Genomic DNA, 22,522 nt, shown 5'->3' on the forward strand with positions numbered 1-22,522 from the left:
CTTATAACTACACTATATAGCACTATCAACTATATGATATTTTAGCAGATTTATAATTAAAAATATATTTCAATTATGCATTAAATAAATTTATTAAGTTTAATTTTATTATTCATCCCAGTCAAATTTTTCTTTTGTAGTTTTTAAATTTGATAAATATGGCTGTTTTTCTATCATTTCTTTTGCTACACTTGGTTTTATTTTTGGCTTTTCAACAGCTAAAATAGATCTTTCAAGCTCAAAAAAACTCTGCATTAAATTCGCCAAATGTAAGTAAAAATCAGCCTCTTTACTACCTTTTATAAAATCTATAAACTCATCTATAAACTCATTTATCACATTTACAAAAAGCTCTGTACTTAAAAATGCGTTTGAATTTATTTCATCTTTTAAAAGTGATGACATTAGATAAAAAATAAATCCGATAAAATCCTCACTATCTTTGCAAAGCTCACTATTTTTTCTAAATTTACTCTTTCGCAAAGTATCTAAAACTAGCTTTTTAGCAAGCCCCTCGTCTCGCCCTTCTTTGTAAAATGACGCAGTTAGTGGGATATTTGAGTAAGAATAATCATATAAAAGCCTATTTTGTTCAGCTCTAAACTCATCAAAACTAAACTTGCTAAGAGCTTTAAAATCATCTAAATTTTCATTAGCAATTGGGGAATTTTTTAAATAATCAAGCTGTTTTTTCCAAAGGTTAAATTTTTCATCTTTTTCACTGAAAAAAAATGGTATTGCAAAAAATTCATAATAATAGCTTCTGCCTAAAGTCATATTTTTATCTTTCATTTTGACTCCTTTAAAATTTTATCTTGCATTTCTTTAGCTTCTTTAATCTGCTTTTGAATCATTATCTTTGCCTTACAATCAGCACAGCAATAAAGTGTTTTTATTCTATCTGTATCATTACCAAAAAGTGGTATCATCGTATTTGCTATTTTTAAAACAGCTTTTGTAGTAGCAAACTCTTTTCCGCACTCGATGCATTTAAAAAGCTCATCTTTTGCCAAAGTTTGATAACTAAAATACTCTTTTTTAAGCTCTATTTCACCACGCTCTAAAAAGATCGTCTCTTTTTCCGCGCAACTTTGCACGCAATATCCACAAGTTGTGCAAAGTGAGGCGTTAAATTTGATAGAGTTATCACTCTCATCGGCAATTAGCGCTGCAACATTACAGGCCCCAACACAGCTCAAACAAAGCGTACAGGTATTCTCATCAATGCTTACTTTTCCATATCTTACCCACTCGCCACTTTTTGCAACGCCAAGGTCATCATCGCCTACAATATGTAAAACTCTTTTTGAGAAAATCTCTCTTTTTGATAGAGTTCGCTCATTCATGTGAAATTTAAGCCCATCTATAAATTTAAGCTCTTTTAGCTCTTTTCTAAGCTCAATTTCATCTTTTGCAACCAAAATCCCAACTTCGTTAAATTTTGCTTTTATTATTTGATTTACTAAATCTATAGACTCTTTAACTCCTGGTGCGATAACATCGCTAAAAAAGATCAAATTTGCTCCACTTTCTTGTAAAAGCGTCATAAAATGTGTCTGGCTTAAAAACTTCTCTCCCTCTATAGCAAAGGGCAAAACTCCCTCATCAAGGGCAACATCACAGGTTTCTAGATCCATAATCCTTGGTGTTATAACTATTTTTTTATCTTTAAATTTCAAAGCCACATCATAAAACGCCTCGCTTGGCATCTTTGCATAATCAATCGCCCCACTTGGACAAACACTCACGCATCCGCCACATCCAATGCAATCAATATGTGAAAAAACTAGCTCTTTTTTTTCATCATCTTTTAAAATCGCAACCGTTGGGCAGATATCAACACATTTTGCACAATGTTCACTTCTTCTTTTATGATATTGACAAATTTTATCATCATAAGTTATGGCGCTTTTATAGTGATAAATTGGCGTTTTTTCATCTAAATATTTTAAAATTTCTTCATCTGTTAAAATGCCAATATCCAAAGTCCCACTTTGTCTTAGCATATACTCTTTTATCCCATCAACCAAAACAAAGTCGCTTTTTACCTCAAATTCGTCATTTGCGCTCAAAACTGTTGTGTATAAATCGCCAATTTCTCCATATAAAAACTTAACTTCAGCGTGAGTTAAATTTATAACCTTATAGCCATTTTGCTTTAAAATTTCACTCAAATTTGTGCGCTCTTTATCGCTTATCAAAATAACATTTTTGCCAACATTTTTTTCATAATCCATATCTTTTGCCAAGTCAAAAACACTGGCTCTTGCTTCGTATAAAATGTTTAAATTTTTAGCTTTTTGTAAAACGTTATCTTTACTATTTTTTAGATAAAAATCAATCTCAGGTGCGTAAATTTCAGCCTTTAAATTTGGCGAGTTACTAACTAGATAGTGCTCATCATTTGGCGCTTTTAGCTCCTCTATCTCATCAGGAATTACAACTTCTAGCCCGCTATTTAAATATGCAAATTCTTTCATCTATCTTCCTTAATTGCAAATTATACTATTTTATAATGATTGTTTTAATTTGAATTAAACCACTACTTAGTAACTACTAATAATTTAAATCTCTATCCACACAACACTTTCATAAATTTCCCTATCTTGCAGCGTTCCATCTACATCAAAACTGTAGCTTTTACCTAAATGGTTAAATTTATACCCAGTTATCTCGCCAAACAAAGGCAGTTTTTTTATCTTTTTATGGTGATTTTTTACAACTTTTAAGATAAATTGAAGCTGTTTATCTAAGCTTTTAAAAACCAACTCTTTTTTATCAAAATAAAGATATCGAACGCCTTGAATCATCGCTAGCATAAAAATAGGCTCGGTATTTCTTTTGAAATTTGTATCTATATAAATATAACTATTTCTATATCTGCTTAACTCATCGTTTAGCTTTTTTGCCTGATTTAGCTCATCTAAAATATCTAAGCCATAAATTTTGGCTAGTTTTAGAACCAAATTTTCAGAAGTGTAAAAATAGTCATAATACCCATTTTGCAAAAACTCATCTAGGCTTTTTGCTTGTGTGATTTTTAAAAGAGCTTGATTGAGTTTATCTAAATTATAATAACCTAATTTTTTAGCTAAATTTAAGCGCTCATCTAAATTTGTAAGATTTGTTTGAAGTGTTTGAAATATCATTTATTATCCTTTTTAAAATTTTCGCCGATACATTTTTTGCGATTAGTAATTATAGCTAATTTTTTTATCTTTTTTAAAATAAAAATAAAATGATATAATCATACTTATGAAAAAAATAGTCTTAATTTTATTTATTTTTTCTTTATCTTTTTCAAAAGAGCAAGGAGTATTATCCTCTTTTTGCCTAAGTGGAGCAAATGCCCAAATGGGCGAAAGCATTAGAAATTGCGCAAAGATGTATTTTGATGATTATAATTCAAAAAACAAAAATAAAATTAAATTTAGTGTTTTTGATGATGGGTTTAACTCAGATATTTTTAGAGAAAATATTTTATCAAATTTAGGTAAAAATACCTTTGTTTTTATGCCTTTTGACACGGCAAATTTAAGAAGTATTGCTCCTAAAATTATAAATAAAAATATAATTGTTTTTTCACCTGTTTATGCACCAAATTTTTTAAATTTTAGCGTATTTAAGGGCGTTATAAAAACATTTCCTTCGTTTGATTATGAGATAGAAAATGCGATGAAATTTTTTATAGATACAAAAAATCTAAGTAAAATTTCTATAATCTATCAAAGCGGAGAGCATGGGGAAGAGGCTTATAATAGCCTTGCAAAAGCCCTAATAAATAGAAATTTAAGCATATTTTCAAGCTCAAGCTATAAAAGAAACTCAAATATAATTGAACCGATTTTAGAAAATATTGATTTAAATAGTGAGCTTGTAGTTTTTGCACTTTTAGATAGGATTTCATTAGAAATTGCAAAAAAATTAAGTAAAAAAAATGAAAATATAAAATTTTTATTTCTAAGTTCTGTTAATCCAATTTATTTTAAAGAGCTCAAAAATGCTTATGTTTCTTCATTTTCTCCAGTCTTAAAAGAAGATGATGAGCTTTTAAAACTATATAAAAACTTACTTGTTAAAAATAATTTAGATGAAAAAAATTGCTCTTATAATGCGTTTTTAAATGCATTTTTAGTCTCAAAAATATTTGAAAGCCTAAATTTCAAAGATAGCCCTAAAAATTTAGTAATAAATAGAGCAAATCTAATTATAAATAGATATAAATTTTATGAAAAGCAAAGAATAATTAAATTTAATGGTGGCAAAATAGAAATTTTATATGAGAATTAAATAATGAATTTTTTAGTAGAACTTATAAAAAAATTAGATTTTAGAAGAAATATAAATTTGCTTGTTATTACAATATTTGTTGCAATTTTTTCTATGCTTTTAGTATTTATATTATTTATATCAAATTTGAAAAATGTAATCAATGATATATACCATTACAATATTTCACCAATCACAAGACTTGAAAATATAAGAGATATCTATAGTTCAAATATTGATTTTCTTATAACTAAATTTGATACAACTTACAATAAAACATATATCGAACTTACCAAGGAAAGCATAAACCAAATAATTTTTGAATGGAACGAATATAAAAAAATACCAGAATTTAATGAAAACACACTAACTTTCAAAGAAAAACTAAAAAGAATTTTTTTTAAAACAAGTGAAAATTTTCCATATAACTACTATAAAGCCGACCTTGAGAATAAAATCACAAAAACCTTAAAAGAGGTTGAAAAAACTATTTTAATAGCTTGTGAAGTCGATATACCAGTAGCTGAAATGATGCATCTAAAAAAAGAGTTAATTAGCATAAACACAAACGCGCATTTACTTTTAATCCATCACCTAAAAGAGATAAACAATAAAAAAACAAGAACTGATTACCGCTATATCCAAAGTCTTAAATTTCTGTCTTTTTCACTAATTATTACAATAATTTTCTTTTTTATGTTAGTTTTTGCACTCACAATAAATTCTAAAAAAATAAATGAAAAACTTGAAAGAAGCGTTAAAAGAAAAACAAAAGCCCTAAAAGAGCTAAATGAAAATTTGGAAAAAAGACTTGAAAAAGAGCTAATAATTTCTAGAAAAAAAGATCAAACCATTTTTTTACAATCCAAAAATGCAAGCTTAGGTGAAATGCTTGAAAATGTATCTCATCAATGGCGCCAACCTTTAGGAGCAATTTCTATGATAATACAAAGCTTTGAAACTAAACTTGAAAAAAATAAACTAACTCCTGAGTTTGTAAAAAGCCAAGTAAATGAGGCTATGATTTTGGCAAATGGAATGTCACAAACTTTAGAAGATTTTAGAAGTTTTTATAGCCCAACAAAAGCTAAAAAAACATTTACATTAAATGAAGTTATAAACGATGCAATAAGACTTACTAAGTATTTGCTTCAAAAAAAAGAGATTGAATTGATTTTTGATAAGAGCCAAGAAATAACAATATACTCTTTTAAGAATGAGCTTTTGCAAGTTTTGATAAACATCATAAACAATGCAAAAGATGCAATAGATGAAAAAGAAGATATTAAATTTATTTGGATAAAACTTACAAAGCTTGATGGTTTTGCTAGAGTTGAAATTATAGATAATGGTGGTGGAATTGATGCCATCATAATAGATAAAATTTTTGAACCATATTTTACTACAAAACATAAAAGCTTAGGAACTGGTATTGGGCTTTATATGAGTAAAAACATCGTTGAAAAGCACCTAAAAGGAAACTTATATGTAAAAAATGTTATACTTGGAAGAAGCAAAAAAGAGTATAAATGTGCAAATTTTATAATAGATTTGCCACTAAAGGATGAGTCATGAAAAAAAGAAATTTAGATATATTGTCAAATTTTGATATTTTATACATTGAGGATGAAACACATCTGCTTCATCAAACAACAACTGTTTTAGAAGATTTTGTAAGAAATTTATATCCTTGCCCAAGCCTAAAAAAAGCTTATGAAGTACTTGAAAATAAAAATATTGATGCAATAATTAGTGATATTTTACTTGAAGAGGCAACAGGAATCGAGCTTTTAAGAAATTTAAGAAAAGAAGATAATGACACTCCTATGATTTTCACCACAGCTTATACAGATACAAAATATCTTCTTGAGGCTATAAAATTTGGTGCAAATAACTACCTTGTAAAGCCAATAAATATAAAAGAACTCTTAAATTCACTTTATGATGTACTTTTGCCAAAAATAAAAGATAAAGAAATTGATAAAAATAAAAATATTATAAGAATGGTGGCTTTGGTAACTGATACAAAAGCAGTTGAAGTAATAAAGTTTATTATTAATAATCTAGATGAAAACTTAGTATTTAACCACACATACAACGACATTATGGACAATATAGATGTTAGCAAACCAACCATTATAAAACTTTTTAAACAGCTTGGCGATTTAGAAGTTTTAGTAAAATTACAAAATGCAAAATATCAGTTTAACCCATCAAAATTAAACAATGTGGAGATTTAATGAAAATAGACTTACCAAAAGTGGATAAAATCGCAAATTTGGCTGAATTTAAAGACTATTTTTATCCACTTGTTTTAAATTTAGCCAAACAAATTATCGAAAAAGAGAGAAAAAAAGCTCTTTTAAATTTAGAGTATAAAGATGAACAAGGTATTATTGAGGCGATAAAAAGTGAGTATGAAATTTATAAAAATTTAGAGTTAAAGCCCTTGATAAATGCAACTGGCGTTGTGATTCATACAAATTTAGGAAGAAGTGTTATAAATGAAGAGTTGCTTCAAAGAGCCCAAAAAACAATAACTTCTTACTCAAATTTAGAATATGACTTAAAAACTGGAAAAAGAGGGCTAAGATACAACTACACAGCAAAGCTTTGCTCCATGCTTTTTGACTGTGAGGATGCTTTGATCGTAAATAACAATGCAAGTGCTGTTTTTTTAGTCTTAAATACATTTGCCAAAAATAGTGAAGTTATCGTTAGTAGAGGCGAGTTAGTTGAGATTGGTGGAAGCTTTAGAATTCCAGAAGTTATGGCAAGCTCAGGCGCGATTTTGCATGAAGTTGGCACAACAAACAAGACAAATTTAAACGACTATGAAAAAGCTATCAATGAAAACACAAAAATGCTTATGAAGGTTCATCAATCAAACTTCAACATTCAAGGTTTTAGCCAAAATGTAAGTGCAAGTGAAATTTCAAATTTGGCTAAAAAGTGCGGTTTAATAAGCTATTATGACCTAGGAAGTGCTTATGTAAATGAGCTTCCATACTCTTTAAGTACTCATGAACCACCACTTAAAAAGGTTCTTCAAAGCGCTGTAAATTTAGTTAGCTTTAGCGGCGATAAGCTTTTTGGAAGTGTACAATGTGGGCTGATTTTAGGTAAAAAAGAGCTGATAGATGAGCTTAAAAAAAACCAACTTTTAAGAATGCTACGAGTTGATAAGATAACTCTAAGTATCTTAAATGAAACCCTAAAAGCCTACATCAACAAAGAATTTAACCTCATCCAAACAACTCATCAAATTTACAAAGACATTGATGAGCTAACTGATATGGCAAATTTAGTAAAAGCAAATGTAGCCACGCCATCAAAAGTAGTAAAAACAAAAACTTTTATAGGTGGTGGAACGCTTCCTTGCAAAGAATATCCTAGCATTGCATTGGCTTTTTTGGGAAACCCGATAGAGTTAGAGCAAAAATTTAGAGAAAAAAGAGTTATTGGAAGAATTGAAAATGATAAATTTATGCTTGATTTTAGAAGCATAATGGATAAAGACTTGCAAAATCTAATCAAAATTTGCAACGAAATTTTTAGAGAACAGCCTTAAGGATATTTAATGCAAAGTATGATAATTGGCACCGCAGGACACATAGATCACGGCAAGACTTCACTCATAAAAGCGCTAAATGGCTTTGAGGGTGATGAGATGAAAAGTGAGATCGAAAAAGGCATAACAATTGATTTAAGCTTTTCAAATTTGAAAAAAGGTGATGAAAATATCGCTTTTGTAGATGTTCCTGGACATGAAAACTTAGTTAAAACTATGATTTCAGGAGCCTATGCATTTGATGCGGCGATGCTAGTTGTAGCTAGCAATGACTCGCTCATGCCTCAAACCAAAGAGCATATTCAAATTTTATCGCTCCTTAATGTAAAAAGTTTGATTTTATGTATCACAAAGTGCGATCTAACAAGCAAAGATGAGCAACTTAGCGCCCAAAACCAAACCCTTAAATATATAGAAAATTTTAAAAACTTAGAAGTTTTAAAAACCTTTTTTGTAAGCATAAAAGATGAACTTTCCATAGCTGAGCTTAAAAACTTTTTATTTACATTAAAACCTAAAAAACGTGAAGAAAGTGCCTTAACAAGATACTATATCGATAGAGTTTTTAGCTTTAAAGGAGTTGGCACAATTGTCACTGGAAGCTTGATAGAGGGCACTATAAAAGAAAACGAAAGGCTTTTTTGCCTAGATATAAATAAAGAGTTTTTAGTAAAAAGCATTCAAGTCCATGATGAGTTTACCAAATTTGCCACTCATCCAAACAGAGTTGCGTTAAATTTGGCAAATGCAAAAACAAGTGAGCTTAAAAAAGGCTATATTTTAAGTAAAAAGGGCTTTTTTAGAGGCTTTAAAGAGATTGATACTGTATTTTATGGAGAGATTTCTCATACAAGTGAGGTTATTTTTTGTGTTGGAAGTAGGCAAATCGAGGCAAAAGCTTTGGTTTTAAGTACAAAAGAAGAGCAAAGTTTTGTAACTTTTAAGTTTGAAAAAGAGCTATTTTTGAAATTTAACGAAGCTTTTGTAGTGCTTGAAAACTCACGTGTGATTGGTGGTGGAAGAGTTTTAAACCCAATTAGCGAACCACTTAAAAAAGCTCAAAAAATAGAGTTTTTAATGCGCCTTTTAGAAAAAGATTTTAAAAAAGTTTTTGAGATTTTAACCGCCACTCACAAACACGGCTTTGGACTTATCTCATCATTTCAAAGATTTGATCTAACCCATGAAGAAGCTTTAGAAGTCGCAAGCTCGCTAAATCAAGTATTTGTTGATAAAGAGGGGCTTTGTATTTACGGCCTTGAAGCTTTAAGCGATTTAAAAAAAATAATTAAGTTTATAATAGAAAAAAATAAATTTGCTGTTATTTCGGCTCAAAGTATTGCCATTAAAATAACCTGGACAACAAATGAGTTTGCAAATTTTGCTCTTGATGAGTTAGTAAAAGAAAAAATTTTAGAAAAAAACAATCTTTTATATGTTAAAAAAGGTGTTGAATTAAACAGCATTGAAGAAAATTTAACCGATAAAATTTTTAATATTTTAGAAAGCTCAAAACTCACTCCAAAAGCTCCTTATAATATATATGATGACTTAGATATTGATAAAATTGTAGGTGATAATATTTTTAAAAGCTTAACAAAATCCAAAAAAATAGTTCGCCTAGCTCATAATCTTTTTGTAACTTCATCAAATTTAAATCTTGCTATGAAAGAAATTAGAGAAATTATCAAAAAAAACGGCTTAGCAAATGTTCAAATTTTAAAAGAAAAACTTGGTCTTAGTCGTAAATTTGCAATAGCATATCTAGAATATTTAGATAAATTTGATGATATCAAAAATCTAGATAATGATAGAATGTTTATAAATTTTAATTAAATTGTTTAATATTTAATTATATAATCTAACAAAATTTTTAAAAAAAGGTGAAAAATGAAAAAAATAGTTTTAACTTCAATTATCGCAGCAAGCTCAATGTTTGCAGCAACTGATGCGGAAATCAAAAATTTCTTTGAGCAAATGGTACCAGGTCATGCTATGAGCGTAGAAGTAGAAAAAAGAACCCCAATCCCAGGATTAGATGGATTTGAAGAGGTTATTTATAAAGTAAGCCAAGGTGATTTTAGCCAAAAAGATGCAATTTATACAAAAGGTGATTTTATAGCTCAAGATCTTTTTAACATTAAAACAAAAAAAAGCTATAAAGAAGAGTTTATAAACGGTATGATAAATGAAAGTATTGCTGAAATCTATAAAAAAGAAGAGACAAAAAATATAATCAAACTTGGAAATGATCCTAAAAAAGAAACTTTAATTATGCTAAGTGATGCAGATTGCCCATTCTGTAAAAGAGAAATAGCAAGCATAGAGGATAATTTAAAAGAAAATAATTATGAAATAATTATGACTTCTATCCACGGACCAGCTTCTCATGCAAAAAGTGCTAAAATTTACGAAGAAGTAGCTAAAGCAAAAAATGATGCTGAGAAAATAAAAGTTCTTAAAAAATACTATGCTGATAATATCCCAGCAGTTGAGGGAGTAGATCAAAAAGAAATCGATAGACTTAACTCTTTAGCTGAGAAATACTTCAAAGCTGGCGTTCAAGGCGTTCCATATATTGTAAATAAAAAAGAACTTGTAAAATAATAAAATATTAAAGTCCTAAATTTTAGGACTTTAAAACAACTAATGAGTTGGAATTTTAACTGCTTGAGTGCTGTTTTGATCTTTTAAAAACTCACTAAATTTTGTTTTATTGCTTTCAATTTTATTTTTATTGCTCGTATTTAAATCACTTGCTGCGAAAATAAAATTAAAAAATAATGAAAATAAGATAATTTTTTTCATGTTTTTTTCCTAATTTGGGTTAAAATTTAAAAGTCTTGCTTTTTTTAAAAACATATTTAAAGCTTTCTTTTCTTTTATGCAAATTTTATAACTTATATAGTTTAAATACCATAAAATTTCAGATTTCTTAACACTTCTTGATTTGGCGTATTGGCTTAAAATATATTGAGGAATTTTCACTTTACTTCTTAAAAATGAATTTGTTAAATTCTCATAGGCTTTTTTTGAGTCTATAAGACAAAAAACAGCAAAAACAAATGGTAAATTTGTTCTTTCATGCCAAATTTTTCCCATATCATAAAATTTATCAAAACCCTCATCAAGATAACATTTTAATGCCTTATCGCCTATCACAACACTTCCATTTAAGCCTAAAACTTTGCTTAACATATTTGATGTCATAGAAGCTGGATCTAAACTTTTAGCTGAGTTTTTTCTAACTAAAACACTTTTAACATCTTTTTTTGCAACAATTCCCATATTTAATTTTTTATATTTTTTTCGCCTACTTTCAACACTTGATATAACAGCAGCATCAACACGCCTATTGTAAAGTTTTTTACAAAGCACACTTGGTACATCTTTTTTAAACTCAATACCCTTTTTTACATAACTTGGAAGCGGATATTTTTTTAAAAACACATGAAAAGGAAGTAAATTTAAATAATCAATCTTTCCAAATAACATCTTACTCCTTATACGCTAAAACAAGGTTTATGGCAAAATTTCCGTAATATAAAATAGCTCTATCACCATTTATTGAGATAGAAACTTCATCGCTTGATAAAATTTGGCTTTTTGGGTTTTTTCTTAAAAGTTTAAATTCATTAAAATTTGCATCTTTTAAAACCGCACTTTGAAATCCATCACTACTTCTAAGCTCTACCACAACGCCATTTAAACCTATAAAATAAATAGCCTTTTGATTTTGTAAATTTAATGAGTCTTTAGAAGCACAACCAATAAATACAAAAATAAAAAAAGCTATAAAAAATCTCATACTAACTTAAGGTATTAAAAACCCTATCTCCAGCATCTCCAAGCCCTGGAACGATATAGCCTTTTTCATTTAAGCCCTCATCTATGGCTGAGACATATACATTAACATCTGGAAATTTCTCACTAAATTTCTTAAGTCCTTCTGGTGCTGCTATAATAGAGATAAATTTAATATTCTTAACGCCTTTTTGTTTTAAAAACTTAACTGCTTCAATAGCTGTCCCACCGGTTGCAAACATTGGATCAATTACAATTGCGGTTCTGTTTTTATAATCATCTGGAAGTTTTGCATAAAAGAAATTTGCTTCTAGGCTTTTTTCATCTCTTTGAAATCCCAAAAATCCAACACTTGCATCAGGAATAATCTTAAACACTGCATCAAGCATACCAAGAGCAGCTCGTAAAATCGGGCAAATCATAACTTTTGTTTTTAGTTTTTTGCAATTTGCAGTTGAAACTGGTGTTTGAACTTTTACATCTTTTAATTCTAAATCCCTGCAAGCTTCAAAAATTAAAAGATATGTTATCTCATCAATAAGCATTCTAAACTGAAAAGGATCAGTTTTAACATCTCTTAAAAAGGTAAGTTTATGTTCTATTAAAGGATGAGTTATGTGCTTTATATTTTTCATATTTTTCCTTAAGCTTTATGATTGTTTATAATTTTTTCTCTTATATCCCATAGCTTTTGAGATAAATCTACTTTGTAACTTTGTGGTTTTATGTTTCTTAAATACTCTTCCCACATAGTTTTAAGCTCAGATTGTGTAAATTTAGCTATCTCATTTACACTTTTTTTCTTGCCTACAAATTTGCCATCTATAAAAAGTGGTTTTAAAAGTTTTTTAGCATAAAAATTTGAAAGTTTTTTTCTCTTATATGTATAAAGTGGGTGAAAAATTTCTACTTCATTAATATCTTCTAATTTTTCATCATCTAAGGTTATAAGATCTGCTAAAGCTTTGTTTGTGTCTTTATCATAAAATCTATATACTTGTTTATATCCTGGGTTATTTATCTTTCTTGGGTCATTTGAAATTTTCATTTTAGGTATAATTTCACCATTTTTTACAACCCCGCTTAATTTATAAACCCCACCAAGTGATGCATCATCGCTTGAAGTTATCATCCTTGTTCCAACACCCCAACTATCAATCTTTGCTCCACCATCTTTTAAATGCTGTATGCTATACTCATCAAGGTCGTTTGAACCAACAATAATAGCTTCTTTAAAGCCGGCATTATCAAGCATAATTCTAGCTTCTTTGCTCAAATACTCTAAATCTCCAGAATCTATCCTAATGCCAAGAGGCTTAAAACCTTTTTCTTTTAACTCTTTAAAAACTGTAATTGCATTTGGAACACCGCTACTTAAAGCATCATAAGTATCAACAAGCAAAAGGGCATTGTTTGGATAAATTTTTGCATAAGCTCTAAAACTTTCAAGTTCATTATCAAAACTTTGAACCCAAGAATGAGAGTGTGTTCCAGCTACTTTTATATCAAATTCTTTTGCAGCTTCAACATTTGAAGTTGCCACGCAACCACCTACTATTGAAGCTTTTGCACCATAAAATCCAGCGCTTCTGCTTTGAGCTCTTCTTAGTCCAAATTCCATAACACCATCACCTGCTGCACTTCTTACAATTCGTGAGCTTTTTGTAGCAATCAATGTTTGAAAATTTACAATATTTAAAATAGCAGTTTCAATTAGCTGAGCTTCTAAAATATTTGCTTTTACTCTAATGAGTGGCTCATGTGTAAATACAACACTTCCCTCTTCCATAGCATAAATTTCACTGCTAAATTTAAACTCTTTTAAATAGTTTAAAAAATCTTTGCTAAAAGAATTTAAGCCCTTCAAATACCTTATATCATCATCGCTAAATTTCAAATTTTTAATATAATCAACCACTTCATTTATACCACAAAGTATGGCATATCCACCATTGCTAGGATGTTTTCTAAAGTAAACATCAAAAATGGCTACGGTATCTTTTTTTTCTTCAAAATACCCTTGCATCATACTAAGTTGGTAAAAATCGGTAAAAAGAGCTAAATTTTTCATAGTTTTATTTTTTTAAGCTCTTCTTTATAGGCTTTTTCATCAAATTCTTTAATGCCTGCTACACCACCATCAAATGCAGCTTTTGCAACTGCTGGAGCAACAGCAAATAAAACTCTTTTATCAAAAGGATTTGGAATTATATAATCTCTTCCAAAAGAAATTTTATCTACGCCCATCATCTTGCAAACTTCGCTTGTAACCTCTTCTCTTGCAAGTTTTGCTAATGCTTTTGCAGCTGCCATTTTCATATCTTCAGTTATATATCTTGCCTCAACATCCAATGCGCCTCTAAAAATATATGGAAAACCTAAAACATTATTTACTTGATTTGGATAGTCACTTCTTCCAGTTCCAACCATCGCATCATCTCTTACTTCTTTTACCTCTTCTGGATAAATTTCAGGCACAGGATTTGCAAGAGCAAAGATTATTGGATCTTTTGCCATTGATTTAACCATATCTTTTGTTAAAATTCCACCTTTACTAAGTCCTAAAAACATATCTGCGCCATTTATAGCATCATCTAAAGTTCTAGCTTCTGTTTCAATGGCAAATTCTTTTTTCTCAGGTGATAAATTATCTCTTTTGCTATGAATAACACCTTTTGAATCAAGCATTAAAATATGCTTTACGCCTACATTTTTATACATCTTAGCGCACGCAATTCCAGCTGCTCCACTTCCACTTACTACTATTTTTATATCTTCTGGTTTTTTACCATTAATTTTTAAAGCATTTATTAGCCCAGCTGTTGTAATAATGGCAGTTCCGTGCTGATCATCGTGCATTACAGGGATATTTGTGCTTGCTTTTAACTCTTTTTCTACATAAAAACACTCAGGCGCTTTAATATCTTCTAAATTTATTCCACCAAATGTTGGAGAAATCGCCCTACAAATTTCAACTAATTTTTTAGGATCTGTTTCATTAATCTCAATATCAAAAGCATCAATTCCAGCAAATTTCTTAAATAAAACAGCTTTTCCTTCCATTACTGGCTTACTGGCACTTGCTCCAATATTTCCAAGACCCAAAACTGCAGTTCCATTGCTAATTACTGCTACTAAATTCTTTTTGTTTGTATATTTGTAAGCTAGACTTTCATCAGCCTCTATTTCTTTGCAAGGCTCTGCAACTCCTGGACTATAGGCTAAAGTTAAATCGCCTGCACTTTCAAAAGGGGTTTTTACATTTATTTCAATTTTTCCACCAATGTGATAGTTTAAGGCATCTTTTTTTGTATATTTTGCCATTATTATATCTCCTTAGATTTGTTTATTAAATTTTTAATTCTTTGTTTTACTTCATCGCTTCCTAAAATTTCAAGCACTTCAAAAATAGACGGACTTACGCTATTGCCAGTTATTGCTATCCTTAAAGGTTGAGCTAAGTCTTTTAGTTTTGCTTCATTTTTTTCTAAAAATTTATTTGTTAGTTCCTCATATTCTAAAGCACTCATATCTTTATCTAAAATTTCAGCAAAACTTGCAAGTAATTTTAAACTATTTTCATTAATAAATTTTTTATAAGCTTTTTCATTATAACTTTGTGGTTTGTTAAGGATAGAATTTGCCATCTCTTTCATTTGTAAAAGTGTGACTGAGCGTTCTTTTATACTATCTATTAAAAGTTTTGCATGTTTTACCTCATCTAGGTTAAGGTCAAATTCTTTTAGCTCATGAGATAGTCTTTCAAAGCTTGCATTTTTTATGTAGTGTTGATTTAACCATTCTAGTTTACTTTGGTTAAAGCTACTTGAAGATTTTGAAAGATTATGTGGATCAAAAAGCTCTTTTAACTCTTTCATTGAAAAAATTTCATCATCACCATGACTCCAGCCAAGCCTTACTAAGAAATTTAATAAAGCCTCACTTAAATAACCCATTTTTTTATATTCCATAACATCGGTTGCACCGTGTCTTTTGGAAAGCTTTTGTCCATCAGGTCCGTTAATCATGGCAACATGATAAAAATTTGGAGTTTTAAAACCAAGTGCCTCATATAAAATAATTTGTTTTGGCGTATTTGAAAGGTGGTCATCACCTCTAATTACATCAGTTACGCCCATTAATGCATCATCAATTACAACTGTAAAATTATATGTAGGACTTCCATCGCTTCTTGCGATTATAAAATCATCCAACATATCATCAACATTAAATTTAACTTCACCTTTTACACCATCTTTAAATTCTATAGTTCCACTAATTGGAGCTTTTATACGAATTACTGGATCAATTCCTGCTGGAGGTGTTCCTTTAAAATCCCTATATCTCCCGTCATATTTTGGACGAATTTTCATCGCTTCTTGACTTTTTCTAAGTTCATCAAGCTCGTCTTTAGTCATATAACATTTATAAGCTTTACCTTCATCTAAAAGTTTTTGTATATATTTTTTATATATGTCAAATCTATCACTTTGATAAACAAGCTCGCCATCATAGTCAAGTTTGCACCATTTAAATGCTTCTATAATCGCATTTGTAGCTTCTATCTTATTTCTTTTTAAATCAGTATCCTCAATTCGAAGTAGAAATTTTCCATTATTTGCTCTTGCATATAAGTAGTTATAAAGTGCCGTCCTAAGCCCGCCGATATGAAGATATCCAGTCGGAGAAGGAGCAAAACGAGTTACAATCATAATTTTTCCTTTTATTTCCAAATTTGTAAAATATTTCGCTATAATTTGTCAATTATAGTCTTATAAGCTTAAAATAAAGGTTTTTTTATGAAAAAAAAGTTAATTTTTTTACTTATGCTTGGCTTTAGTGTGGCCAATGCAGGTATGGTAAATTGGGTTGTTGCGAAGGTAAATAATGAACCAATTACGAATTTTGAAGTTTTTGATACAATGAAAAAAATAAAAACTTCCAATCAAGACACAGCACTACAATTTCTAATAAATGAAAAACTACAAGCCTCAGAAATTAAAAAAAGAGGTATAAGAGTTGCACCTTATGAGGTTACAAATGCAATTGAAGAAATTGCTAAAAAAGAGGGAAAAACACCTGAAGAGTTTAAAAATACTCTTATAAAACAAGGAGTAAATTTCGATGAGTTTAGATCAAATTTGGCAAAAGACATACAAACTCAAAAACTTTTAGGTGGAATTTTTGCAAAAGCTGATAAAAAAATAACTCCTGAAAGTGTAAAACAGTTCTATGAGAGCAATCCTATGCTTTTTATGAGTTTTGAATCAGTAAACGCAACTAGATTTGCCGCTAAAACAAAAAAAGAGATTGAAAATGTTATACGTGGAAAAGTAGGAGCATCTGTTTATTCTCATAAAATTACAATCCCAAAATCATCTCTTAATGAACAAACTGCATTTGCTTTTTTAAATATGAAAGATGGGGAATTTACTCCTATTATGGACCATCCACAAGGATTTTATGAGGTTTTAAGAATCGATTCTAAAAATGGAGTTAAAAAAGTGGATTTTGAAACTGCAAAAGATCAAGTTTTTGAAATGTTTGCTAAAAATGAAAGACGAAAAACAGTTGATGATTATTTTGAAAAACTAAGAGCAAATGCCATCATAGAAGTTTTACCTCCTAGAAAATAAATCTAAAAATTTACTAAATATTAAAATTTCAAATAATATAAATTCTAAAAAGCCGAGTTGTTCTTGGCTTTTATTTTTCACAATATCTTGCTAACGAAACACATCAAAAAACAGTTAATTTTGTTTTAATAAAGAAATGATACAATTTATCATTATTATTTTCAATTTAAAAAGGAGTGTAAATGAACATGCGAAATCATATTCGTTTTTCTTGGCAAGAGAATAAAATTTTCTCTTTAGTTTGTGCAGTATTTATTTGTTCTAGTTTAAATGCTTCACCTATTACAAATGAGTTATTAAAAGACCCAGAACCAACTGTAGTCTATAAAATTGACGATTATGACAAAGTTAAAATTTTTAATGATAAATCTAATAGAGTGCAAGGACTAATTAAAAATGATAAAGTCACAAGCACTATAGATGGAAAACTTGAAGATAAAAGTAAAACATTAACCATAAAAGGCAAAGAAGAAACAGAAAAATCTCCAGTTTATTTATATTCTACAACGATAGGTGCTAATGAAAATACAGAAGTAAATTTATATGGTTTAAAGGGACAACATTTTCTTATAGGCGGAAAAGGTATTATCAAAAAAGATGATAAAGGTGATAAATTTCTTGATTTTATGGCTTCAGATAAAAACGCCGTAGTAAATGTTTCATTTTTAGAAGCTAAACATAATCCAGCTAGTCCTTCATGGACTGATTATTATAAAAATCAAAAAGCAGGTGTTTTTAATATAGATATATTAAATGGAACTTTAAATCTCAATATTGGCAATAAATCCCGTAGTAAAGATAATACAACAGCTGAAAAAATAAATGTAATAGGTAAAAATTCTATATTAAATGCTAGCAAAACTAGTGTTAGACCAGCTATGTCTTTTTTGATAGATGAAGGTGGAAAAGCAAATTTTGCTGATACTTATGTCTATTCGCCTGAAATTTTAGTAAAAAACGGAAAGCTAAATGCTGAAAATGGAGGGCTTTTACAAACACAAAAATTTAATGTAGGCAAAGACGGAGAGGTTAATATAAACAATGTCCGAATAAAAGGTACAAATACAGGAGTAAATAATACCATAACTATAGATGGCGGAAAACTAAATGTAACAGACCCTAAAATACAAGCTAAAAATTTTATAATAACAAACAATGGTATTGTAAACTTAACTAGTGAAAAACCTGCTGATGAAAAACTCTTAAATGAGGACAAAGCAAAAGATGAAGCAGTATTTATAGAATATGGAGGTGGTATAAATGTAGATAGCGGTAAATTTATAGCAAAAAACCTACCTTTATACAACAAAGGCAGCATAATAATAAAAAATGGAGAACTTGATATAAAAGATTCAAAAATATCAACATCTCAAAATTTCTATGTAAAAGAAGGCGGAAAAGCTACCCTAGATAATACAAAATATACGGGACAAGAAGGAATTAATGTAGAAAAAGGTGGTGAATTTAAAGCAAAGAATAAATCAAATATAAATTTTACAAATCAGTCTAGCCATATAAATGGAAAGGCAATATTTGATGATTCTACTATTAATTCAGATACTATTTTTATAAAAGATGGTGGAGAGTTTATAGTTAAAGATTCAACTGCTAAGATAAAGCAAGTAACCGCCCAAAAAGGAGGTAAAGCTGAGTTTTTAAACAGCACCATAGAAAAACACAAAAAAGGGAATTATTTTTGGAGTGCCGATGGTGGGGATATTAGTTTTATAAATTCAAATATAAACAACATCAGTAGCCTAGGTGCAGAAAATGACGGAGCTATAAATTTAGTTAATGCAAAAATAAATAATATTAGCGGAATCTTCGTACATGACGGAAAATTTAATGCTATAGATTCTGTTATAAATTTAAAAAATCACTTTGTAATAAGAGATGACAAAGGAAAAGCCATTCTTGATAACTCCAGCTTAAAAGCTAGTTCCTTAGGCGGACATATAGATTTAAAAAATAAAGTTACTCTCGATATAGAAAAAGATAAATACACATATAGATCTAACGGGGCAGATCATTCTATAGACATTTATGCAAATGTAGAAAATGCAACCGATATCATTAAAAAAGGTAAAAGTAATCTTATATTTAAAGACTACAAGGATAATTTTAAAGGAAATTTAAATATAGAAGATGGTAGTTTGACTTTAGATGGTGATTTTACATTAGCAAAGGATAAAACTTTATCAATGAAATATCAAGGTCAAAATGGTGGTATTTTAAAAGCTAATAAAATGGACTTAAAAAATGGAAATCTTTTTGTGAATTTACAAAAAGACGCAAGTGGCGTTGAAACCACAATAGCAAAAACCAAAGATGGTTTATCTTTTGACAAAAGCAAGGCGAAATTAGAGGATAATAGCCTAAATAGTGCTTACTCCCTAACTCAAAAAGACAATAATCTTATCCTAACAAAAAAAGATCTTGATGGTAGGCTAATATTAAGCAAGCTTGACCATGTCATAAAAAAGGATTCAAAAGTATATGTTGATAGTAGTGATCCTGATTATATAGATGATGCACATAAGAATAGTCGAAATGACAAAAACGAAAAAGGTCAAATAGTTAAGGTAAAAACAGAAGGTGCAAAACTTGTAATAGCAGATGTAAATGTAAAATCAAAAGGTGAAGGTGAAAATAAAGATAATGAATCTTTTGATATAACAAAAGACTCATATCTTCTTATAAATAATTCTAAAAGTGAAGTTGATGGGCTTAATATCTTAGAAAACTCCACTTTAAAACTTCAAGAAAAAAGCGATATCACAGCTACAAATTTATATGTAGATAAAACCTCAAAAATGAGTATGGAAAAAAGAGACTCCGCAGATGAAGCTGACAAAGTTAATATAATAGTAAAAAATGCGAAGCTAGATGGTATAGCAAATATAGGCAAAGATTCAACTTTTAAAGCCGAAAATTTAAATCTCGGCCAAAATTCCAAAATAGACAGTAAAGGTACACTTGAAACTAAAAGCTTAAAATTGACTGGTTCAAACATCGAAGCTTCAAATTTAAAAATAGATAAAAAAGCAACTATGAGCGGTGGTAATCTTAATATAGAAAATGCAGAATTTAATAGAGAGATAACAATAGATAAAAATACAAATTTAAAAGCTAATATTTTTAAAGCTAAAAATGGAAACCTCAACATTAATGATGCAAATATTGACTTAAAAGACGCAACTATAAATAGCAAAGTAGATGTTAAAAATTCAGCTATGAAAACTGAAAAATTAAGTCTTGCAGGAAATAGCACATTTGATAATGTAAAATACACAACTAAACATTTTGAGTTTAAAGGTGACAGCCTTCTTATAAAAAACTCGGTGTTTAATACAACAGGAGATAGTTCTTTTATAGTATCAGGCGATACAAATATAGATAACTCACAAACTAGCCACATTAATATGACATTAGGCAAAGATAAAAAAACAACAGCCGCTATAGATAACAAAACAACTTTAACTGTTAAAAATACTCTAACTTTTGGACCTAATGATGCAACTTTAAACTTAAACAATGATGCCGTTTTAAAAGTATCAAAAATAGCAAAAGATACAAGTGGGTCTCACAATATAAATGTAACAAATTCCACAGTTGAACTTCTTGATGGTGGAAAATTGTTTAGTGACTTTAAGGACAATGATTTAAATTTTAAAATTAAAAATGCTATTTTTAAAACAGATGGTGAAAAAACAATAAACCACTCTATAAGTGGTGAAAATTTCACAAAAATTGGTAAAGGCACTATAAAAACTCCTTTTAAAAACTGGAAAAATACAAAAGTAAAAGAAGGAGTGCTAAACTTCACTGATAGTGTAGTTTTTAAAGATGAAAAATTGGCTATTTCAAATGGTGCAATAGTTAAAGGCGATAAAGACGTAACTTTTGACAAATCATCAACACTGGAAATAGGAGCAAAAGGCGATGGTATAAAAAATATCCAAACTGGAAAATTAATCGCCAATACATTAAAAATAGATGGTGCAACTCTTAGTGTAAAAGATGAAGCAGTAAAAAATTTAAAAAATGGCGATATTATAAAACAAAATAAATTTTTAGAATATCAAAAATTAATTGGTTGGTTTAATCCTACTATTTTAGAAGATCTTGCTTTTTATGATTTGAGCTTTACTAAAGAGAAAGATATTTTAATAGGCGTGGTTCCAAGAGCAAAAGACATGCTTTTAAATGCAGGAATGCATAGACTTGGGGGACTTGGTGATATTATTGATGCTGGATTGATAGATAATACACTTGGTGATATTATGCTTAAAGATAATATTACTGCAAATGACTTAAAAACTATTCAACCGCTTATATCAGGTGCTGGCATACAAGTAATTTCTGATGCAGGAAAAATTTCAAGAGATGCAATTTTATCTAGCAGTACATATAAAAGTGATAAAAATTTCTGGGCTAAAACAATAGGAAGTTTTAGTCACAAAAGCTCAACTAATGATGGAACTTTAGGATATGATGCGGATCACTATGGAACCATTATAGGTTTTGATGGTGAAATAGCAGATAATGCTCGATTAGGTTTTGCTGTTTCTTATACAAAAAGCGATATTGATGGTGATATAAATCAAAATATAAAAAGTGATACATATCAAGCTTTAATTTATAGTGATATTTATGCAATAAATGATTTAAGAATTAATCTTTTAGCAGGTGTTGGTTTTTCAGAAAATGAAGGCGATAAAACAGTCTCTATTATAGATAAAACCATAAAATCAAAATACGATAGCAAATTCTATCAAGCTGGATTTGGAATCTATAAAGATGTAAGTTTAAGTAATTCTTTTTCTTTAACACCATACTTCAGAGCTGACTATATACATGTAAAAAATGATGCATACACAGAAAATGGTGACGAATTCTTAGCTTTAAGCGTAGACAAACAAGACTTTGATAGTTTAGAACTTCAAGCTGGACTTGAGTCAAAATACCTCATAAACGATAAGTTTTCTTTATTTGGAAAAGCTGGACTAATCGTAGAAACTATGGATGATGAAACAAAAATAGACTTCTCACTCATATCAAATCCTAGTAAAAAAGCTCAAATCAAATCTGATGCAAAAAATGATTTGCTCGGCGTAGTTGGGGTTGGTTTTGATTATATGCCTACAGATTCTTTAAAGTTAGAATTTAAATATAATGGAAAATTTGGCGATGACTACAACAATCAAATTATTGGACTAGGTCTTAACTATAGATTTTAAGC

The 22,522-nt window shown here is 29.2% G+C and carries 18 protein-coding genes; 8 read left to right on the plus strand and 10 right to left on the minus strand.

Going from position 1 to position 22,522, the window contains the following annotated elements:
* Positions 1-108: 108 nt before the first annotated feature.
* From HMPREF9309_RS01175 to HMPREF9309_RS01185, 3 genes are all read right to left on the minus strand, one after another.
* On the minus strand, positions 109-792 hold the full coding sequence (locus HMPREF9309_RS01175) for a molecular chaperone TorD family protein (RefSeq protein ID WP_016646089.1): 684 nt from the start codon (positions 790-792) through the stop codon (positions 109-111).
* A complete protein-coding gene (locus tag HMPREF9309_RS01180) occupies positions 789-2,480 on the minus strand; it encodes a 4Fe-4S dicluster domain-containing protein (protein ID WP_016646090.1) in 1,692 nt (563 codons plus the stop codon). Before HMPREF9309_RS01180 ends, HMPREF9309_RS01175 begins: the two co-directional genes overlap by 4 nt.
* An 84-nt stretch (positions 2,481-2,564) precedes the next feature.
* A complete protein-coding gene (locus tag HMPREF9309_RS01185) occupies positions 2,565-3,149 on the minus strand; it encodes a hypothetical protein (RefSeq protein WP_016646091.1) in 585 nt (194 codons plus the stop codon).
* Between the two features lie 106 nt (positions 3,150-3,255).
* On the opposite strand from HMPREF9309_RS01185, the gene HMPREF9309_RS01190 reads away from it, so the two are divergent.
* The 6 genes from HMPREF9309_RS01190 to HMPREF9309_RS01215 are packed head-to-tail and all read left to right on the plus strand — an operon-like array spanning position 3,256 to position 10,447.
* Positions 3,256-4,290, plus strand: a complete 1,035-nt coding sequence (locus HMPREF9309_RS01190; RefSeq protein ID WP_016646092.1) for an ABC transporter substrate-binding protein — start codon at positions 3,256-3,258, stop codon at positions 4,288-4,290.
* Between the two features lie 3 nt (positions 4,291-4,293).
* Positions 4,294-5,844: a sensor histidine kinase gene (locus HMPREF9309_RS01195; RefSeq protein WP_016646093.1), complete on the plus strand. Its 1,551-nt coding sequence runs from the start codon at positions 4,294-4,296 to the stop codon at positions 5,842-5,844.
* On the plus strand, positions 5,841-6,509 hold the full coding sequence (locus HMPREF9309_RS01200; protein ID WP_016646094.1) for a response regulator: 669 nt from the start codon (positions 5,841-5,843) through the stop codon (positions 6,507-6,509). The genes HMPREF9309_RS01195 and HMPREF9309_RS01200 overlap by 4 nt, the downstream gene beginning before the upstream one ends.
* On the plus strand, positions 6,509-7,840 hold the full coding sequence (selA, locus tag HMPREF9309_RS01205; protein WP_016646095.1) for an L-seryl-tRNA(Sec) selenium transferase: 1,332 nt from the start codon (positions 6,509-6,511) through the stop codon (positions 7,838-7,840). The genes HMPREF9309_RS01200 and selA overlap by 1 nt, the downstream gene beginning before the upstream one ends.
* Before the next feature lie 9 nt (positions 7,841-7,849).
* Positions 7,850-9,676 carry a selenocysteine-specific translation elongation factor gene (gene selB, locus HMPREF9309_RS01210; protein WP_016646096.1) on the plus strand — a complete coding sequence of 609 codons (1,827 nt, stop codon included), beginning with the start codon at positions 7,850-7,852 and terminating at the stop codon, positions 9,674-9,676.
* A gap of 54 nt (positions 9,677-9,730) precedes the next feature.
* Positions 9,731-10,447: a thioredoxin fold domain-containing protein gene (locus tag HMPREF9309_RS01215; protein WP_016646097.1), complete on the plus strand. Its 717-nt coding sequence runs from the start codon at positions 9,731-9,733 to the stop codon at positions 10,445-10,447.
* A 39-nt stretch (positions 10,448-10,486) separates the two neighbouring features.
* Here HMPREF9309_RS01215 and HMPREF9309_RS09005 read toward each other — a convergent pair whose 3' ends face one another.
* Genes HMPREF9309_RS09005 through gltX form a run of 7 tightly spaced genes read right to left on the minus strand, consistent with a single transcriptional unit; the run spans position 10,487 to position 16,371 of the window.
* Complete coding sequence (locus HMPREF9309_RS09005) at positions 10,487-10,648, minus strand: hypothetical protein (RefSeq protein WP_016646098.1); 162 nt, start codon at positions 10,646-10,648, stop codon at positions 10,487-10,489.
* Between the two features lie 9 nt (positions 10,649-10,657).
* Positions 10,658-11,335 (minus strand): MqnA/MqnD/SBP family protein, encoded by a 678-nt coding sequence (locus tag HMPREF9309_RS01220; RefSeq protein WP_016646099.1) that lies wholly within the window; start codon positions 11,333-11,335, stop codon positions 10,658-10,660.
* 1 nt (position 11,336) lies between these two features.
* Entirely contained in the window at positions 11,337-11,648 is a 312-nt protein-coding gene (locus HMPREF9309_RS01225; protein WP_016646100.1) for a hypothetical protein, read from the minus strand.
* A gap of 1 nt (position 11,649) precedes the next feature.
* Complete coding sequence (gene upp / locus HMPREF9309_RS01230) at positions 11,650-12,279, minus strand: uracil phosphoribosyltransferase (protein ID WP_016646101.1); 630 nt, start codon at positions 12,277-12,279, stop codon at positions 11,650-11,652.
* 8 nt (positions 12,280-12,287) lie between these two features.
* Complete coding sequence (locus HMPREF9309_RS01235; protein ID WP_016646102.1) at positions 12,288-13,715, minus strand: nicotinate phosphoribosyltransferase; 1,428 nt, start codon at positions 13,713-13,715, stop codon at positions 12,288-12,290.
* The gene (locus HMPREF9309_RS01240; protein ID WP_016646103.1) at positions 13,712-14,968 is read right to left on the minus strand and encodes a malic enzyme-like NAD(P)-binding protein; all 1,257 of its coding nucleotides are present in this window, start codon (positions 14,966-14,968) and stop codon (positions 13,712-13,714) included. Before HMPREF9309_RS01240 ends, HMPREF9309_RS01235 begins: the two co-directional genes overlap by 4 nt.
* A 2-nt stretch (positions 14,969-14,970) precedes the next feature.
* The gene (gene gltX / locus HMPREF9309_RS01245) at positions 14,971-16,371 is read right to left on the minus strand and encodes a glutamate--tRNA ligase (protein WP_196799670.1); all 1,401 of its coding nucleotides are present in this window, start codon (positions 16,369-16,371) and stop codon (positions 14,971-14,973) included.
* Between the two features lie 72 nt (positions 16,372-16,443).
* Between gltX and HMPREF9309_RS01250 the strand changes: the two genes are divergently transcribed.
* Positions 16,444-17,280 (plus strand): SurA N-terminal domain-containing protein, encoded by an 837-nt coding sequence (locus HMPREF9309_RS01250; RefSeq protein ID WP_016646105.1) that lies wholly within the window; start codon positions 16,444-16,446, stop codon positions 17,278-17,280.
* A 182-nt stretch (positions 17,281-17,462) separates the two neighbouring features.
* A complete protein-coding gene (locus tag HMPREF9309_RS01255; RefSeq protein ID WP_016646106.1) occupies positions 17,463-22,520 on the plus strand; it encodes an autotransporter outer membrane beta-barrel domain-containing protein in 5,058 nt (1,685 codons plus the stop codon).
* Positions 22,521-22,522 lie beyond the last annotated feature (2 nt).

Source organism: Campylobacter ureolyticus ACS-301-V-Sch3b, from assembly GCF_000413435.1.
GTDB lineage: Bacteria > Campylobacterota > Campylobacteria > Campylobacterales > Campylobacteraceae > Campylobacter_B > Campylobacter_B ureolyticus_A.

Coding starts and splice junctions, on each gene's coding strand:
- HMPREF9309_RS01175 (WP_016646089.1), bottom strand. CDS start 792: ATGAAAGATAAAAATATGACTTTAGGCAGAAGCTATTATTATGAATTT.
- HMPREF9309_RS01180 (WP_016646090.1), bottom strand. CDS start 2,480: ATGAAAGAATTTGCATATTTAAATAGCGGGCTAGAAGTTGTAATTCCT.
- HMPREF9309_RS01185 (WP_016646091.1), bottom strand. CDS start 3,149: ATGATATTTCAAACACTTCAAACAAATCTTACAAATTTAGATGAGCGC.
- HMPREF9309_RS01190 (WP_016646092.1), top strand. CDS start 3,256: ATGAAAAAAATAGTCTTAATTTTATTTATTTTTTCTTTATCTTTTTCA.
- HMPREF9309_RS01195 (WP_016646093.1), top strand. CDS start 4,294: ATGAATTTTTTAGTAGAACTTATAAAAAAATTAGATTTTAGAAGAAAT.
- HMPREF9309_RS01200 (WP_016646094.1), top strand. CDS start 5,841: ATGAAAAAAAGAAATTTAGATATATTGTCAAATTTTGATATTTTATAC.
- selA (WP_016646095.1), top strand. CDS start 6,509: ATGAAAATAGACTTACCAAAAGTGGATAAAATCGCAAATTTGGCTGAA.
- selB (WP_016646096.1), top strand. CDS start 7,850: ATGCAAAGTATGATAATTGGCACCGCAGGACACATAGATCACGGCAAG.
- HMPREF9309_RS01215 (WP_016646097.1), top strand. CDS start 9,731: ATGAAAAAAATAGTTTTAACTTCAATTATCGCAGCAAGCTCAATGTTT.
- HMPREF9309_RS09005 (WP_016646098.1), bottom strand. CDS start 10,648: ATGAAAAAAATTATCTTATTTTCATTATTTTTTAATTTTATTTTCGCA.
- HMPREF9309_RS01220 (WP_016646099.1), bottom strand. CDS start 11,335: ATGTTATTTGGAAAGATTGATTATTTAAATTTACTTCCTTTTCATGTG.
- HMPREF9309_RS01225 (WP_016646100.1), bottom strand. CDS start 11,648: ATGAGATTTTTTATAGCTTTTTTTATTTTTGTATTTATTGGTTGTGCT.
- upp (WP_016646101.1), bottom strand. CDS start 12,279: ATGAAAAATATAAAGCACATAACTCATCCTTTAATAGAACATAAACTT.
- HMPREF9309_RS01235 (WP_016646102.1), bottom strand. CDS start 13,715: ATGAAAAATTTAGCTCTTTTTACCGATTTTTACCAACTTAGTATGATG.
- HMPREF9309_RS01240 (WP_016646103.1), bottom strand. CDS start 14,968: ATGGCAAAATATACAAAAAAAGATGCCTTAAACTATCACATTGGTGGA.
- HMPREF9309_RS01250 (WP_016646105.1), top strand. CDS start 16,444: ATGAAAAAAAAGTTAATTTTTTTACTTATGCTTGGCTTTAGTGTGGCC.
- HMPREF9309_RS01255 (WP_016646106.1), top strand. CDS start 17,463: ATGAACATGCGAAATCATATTCGTTTTTCTTGGCAAGAGAATAAAATT.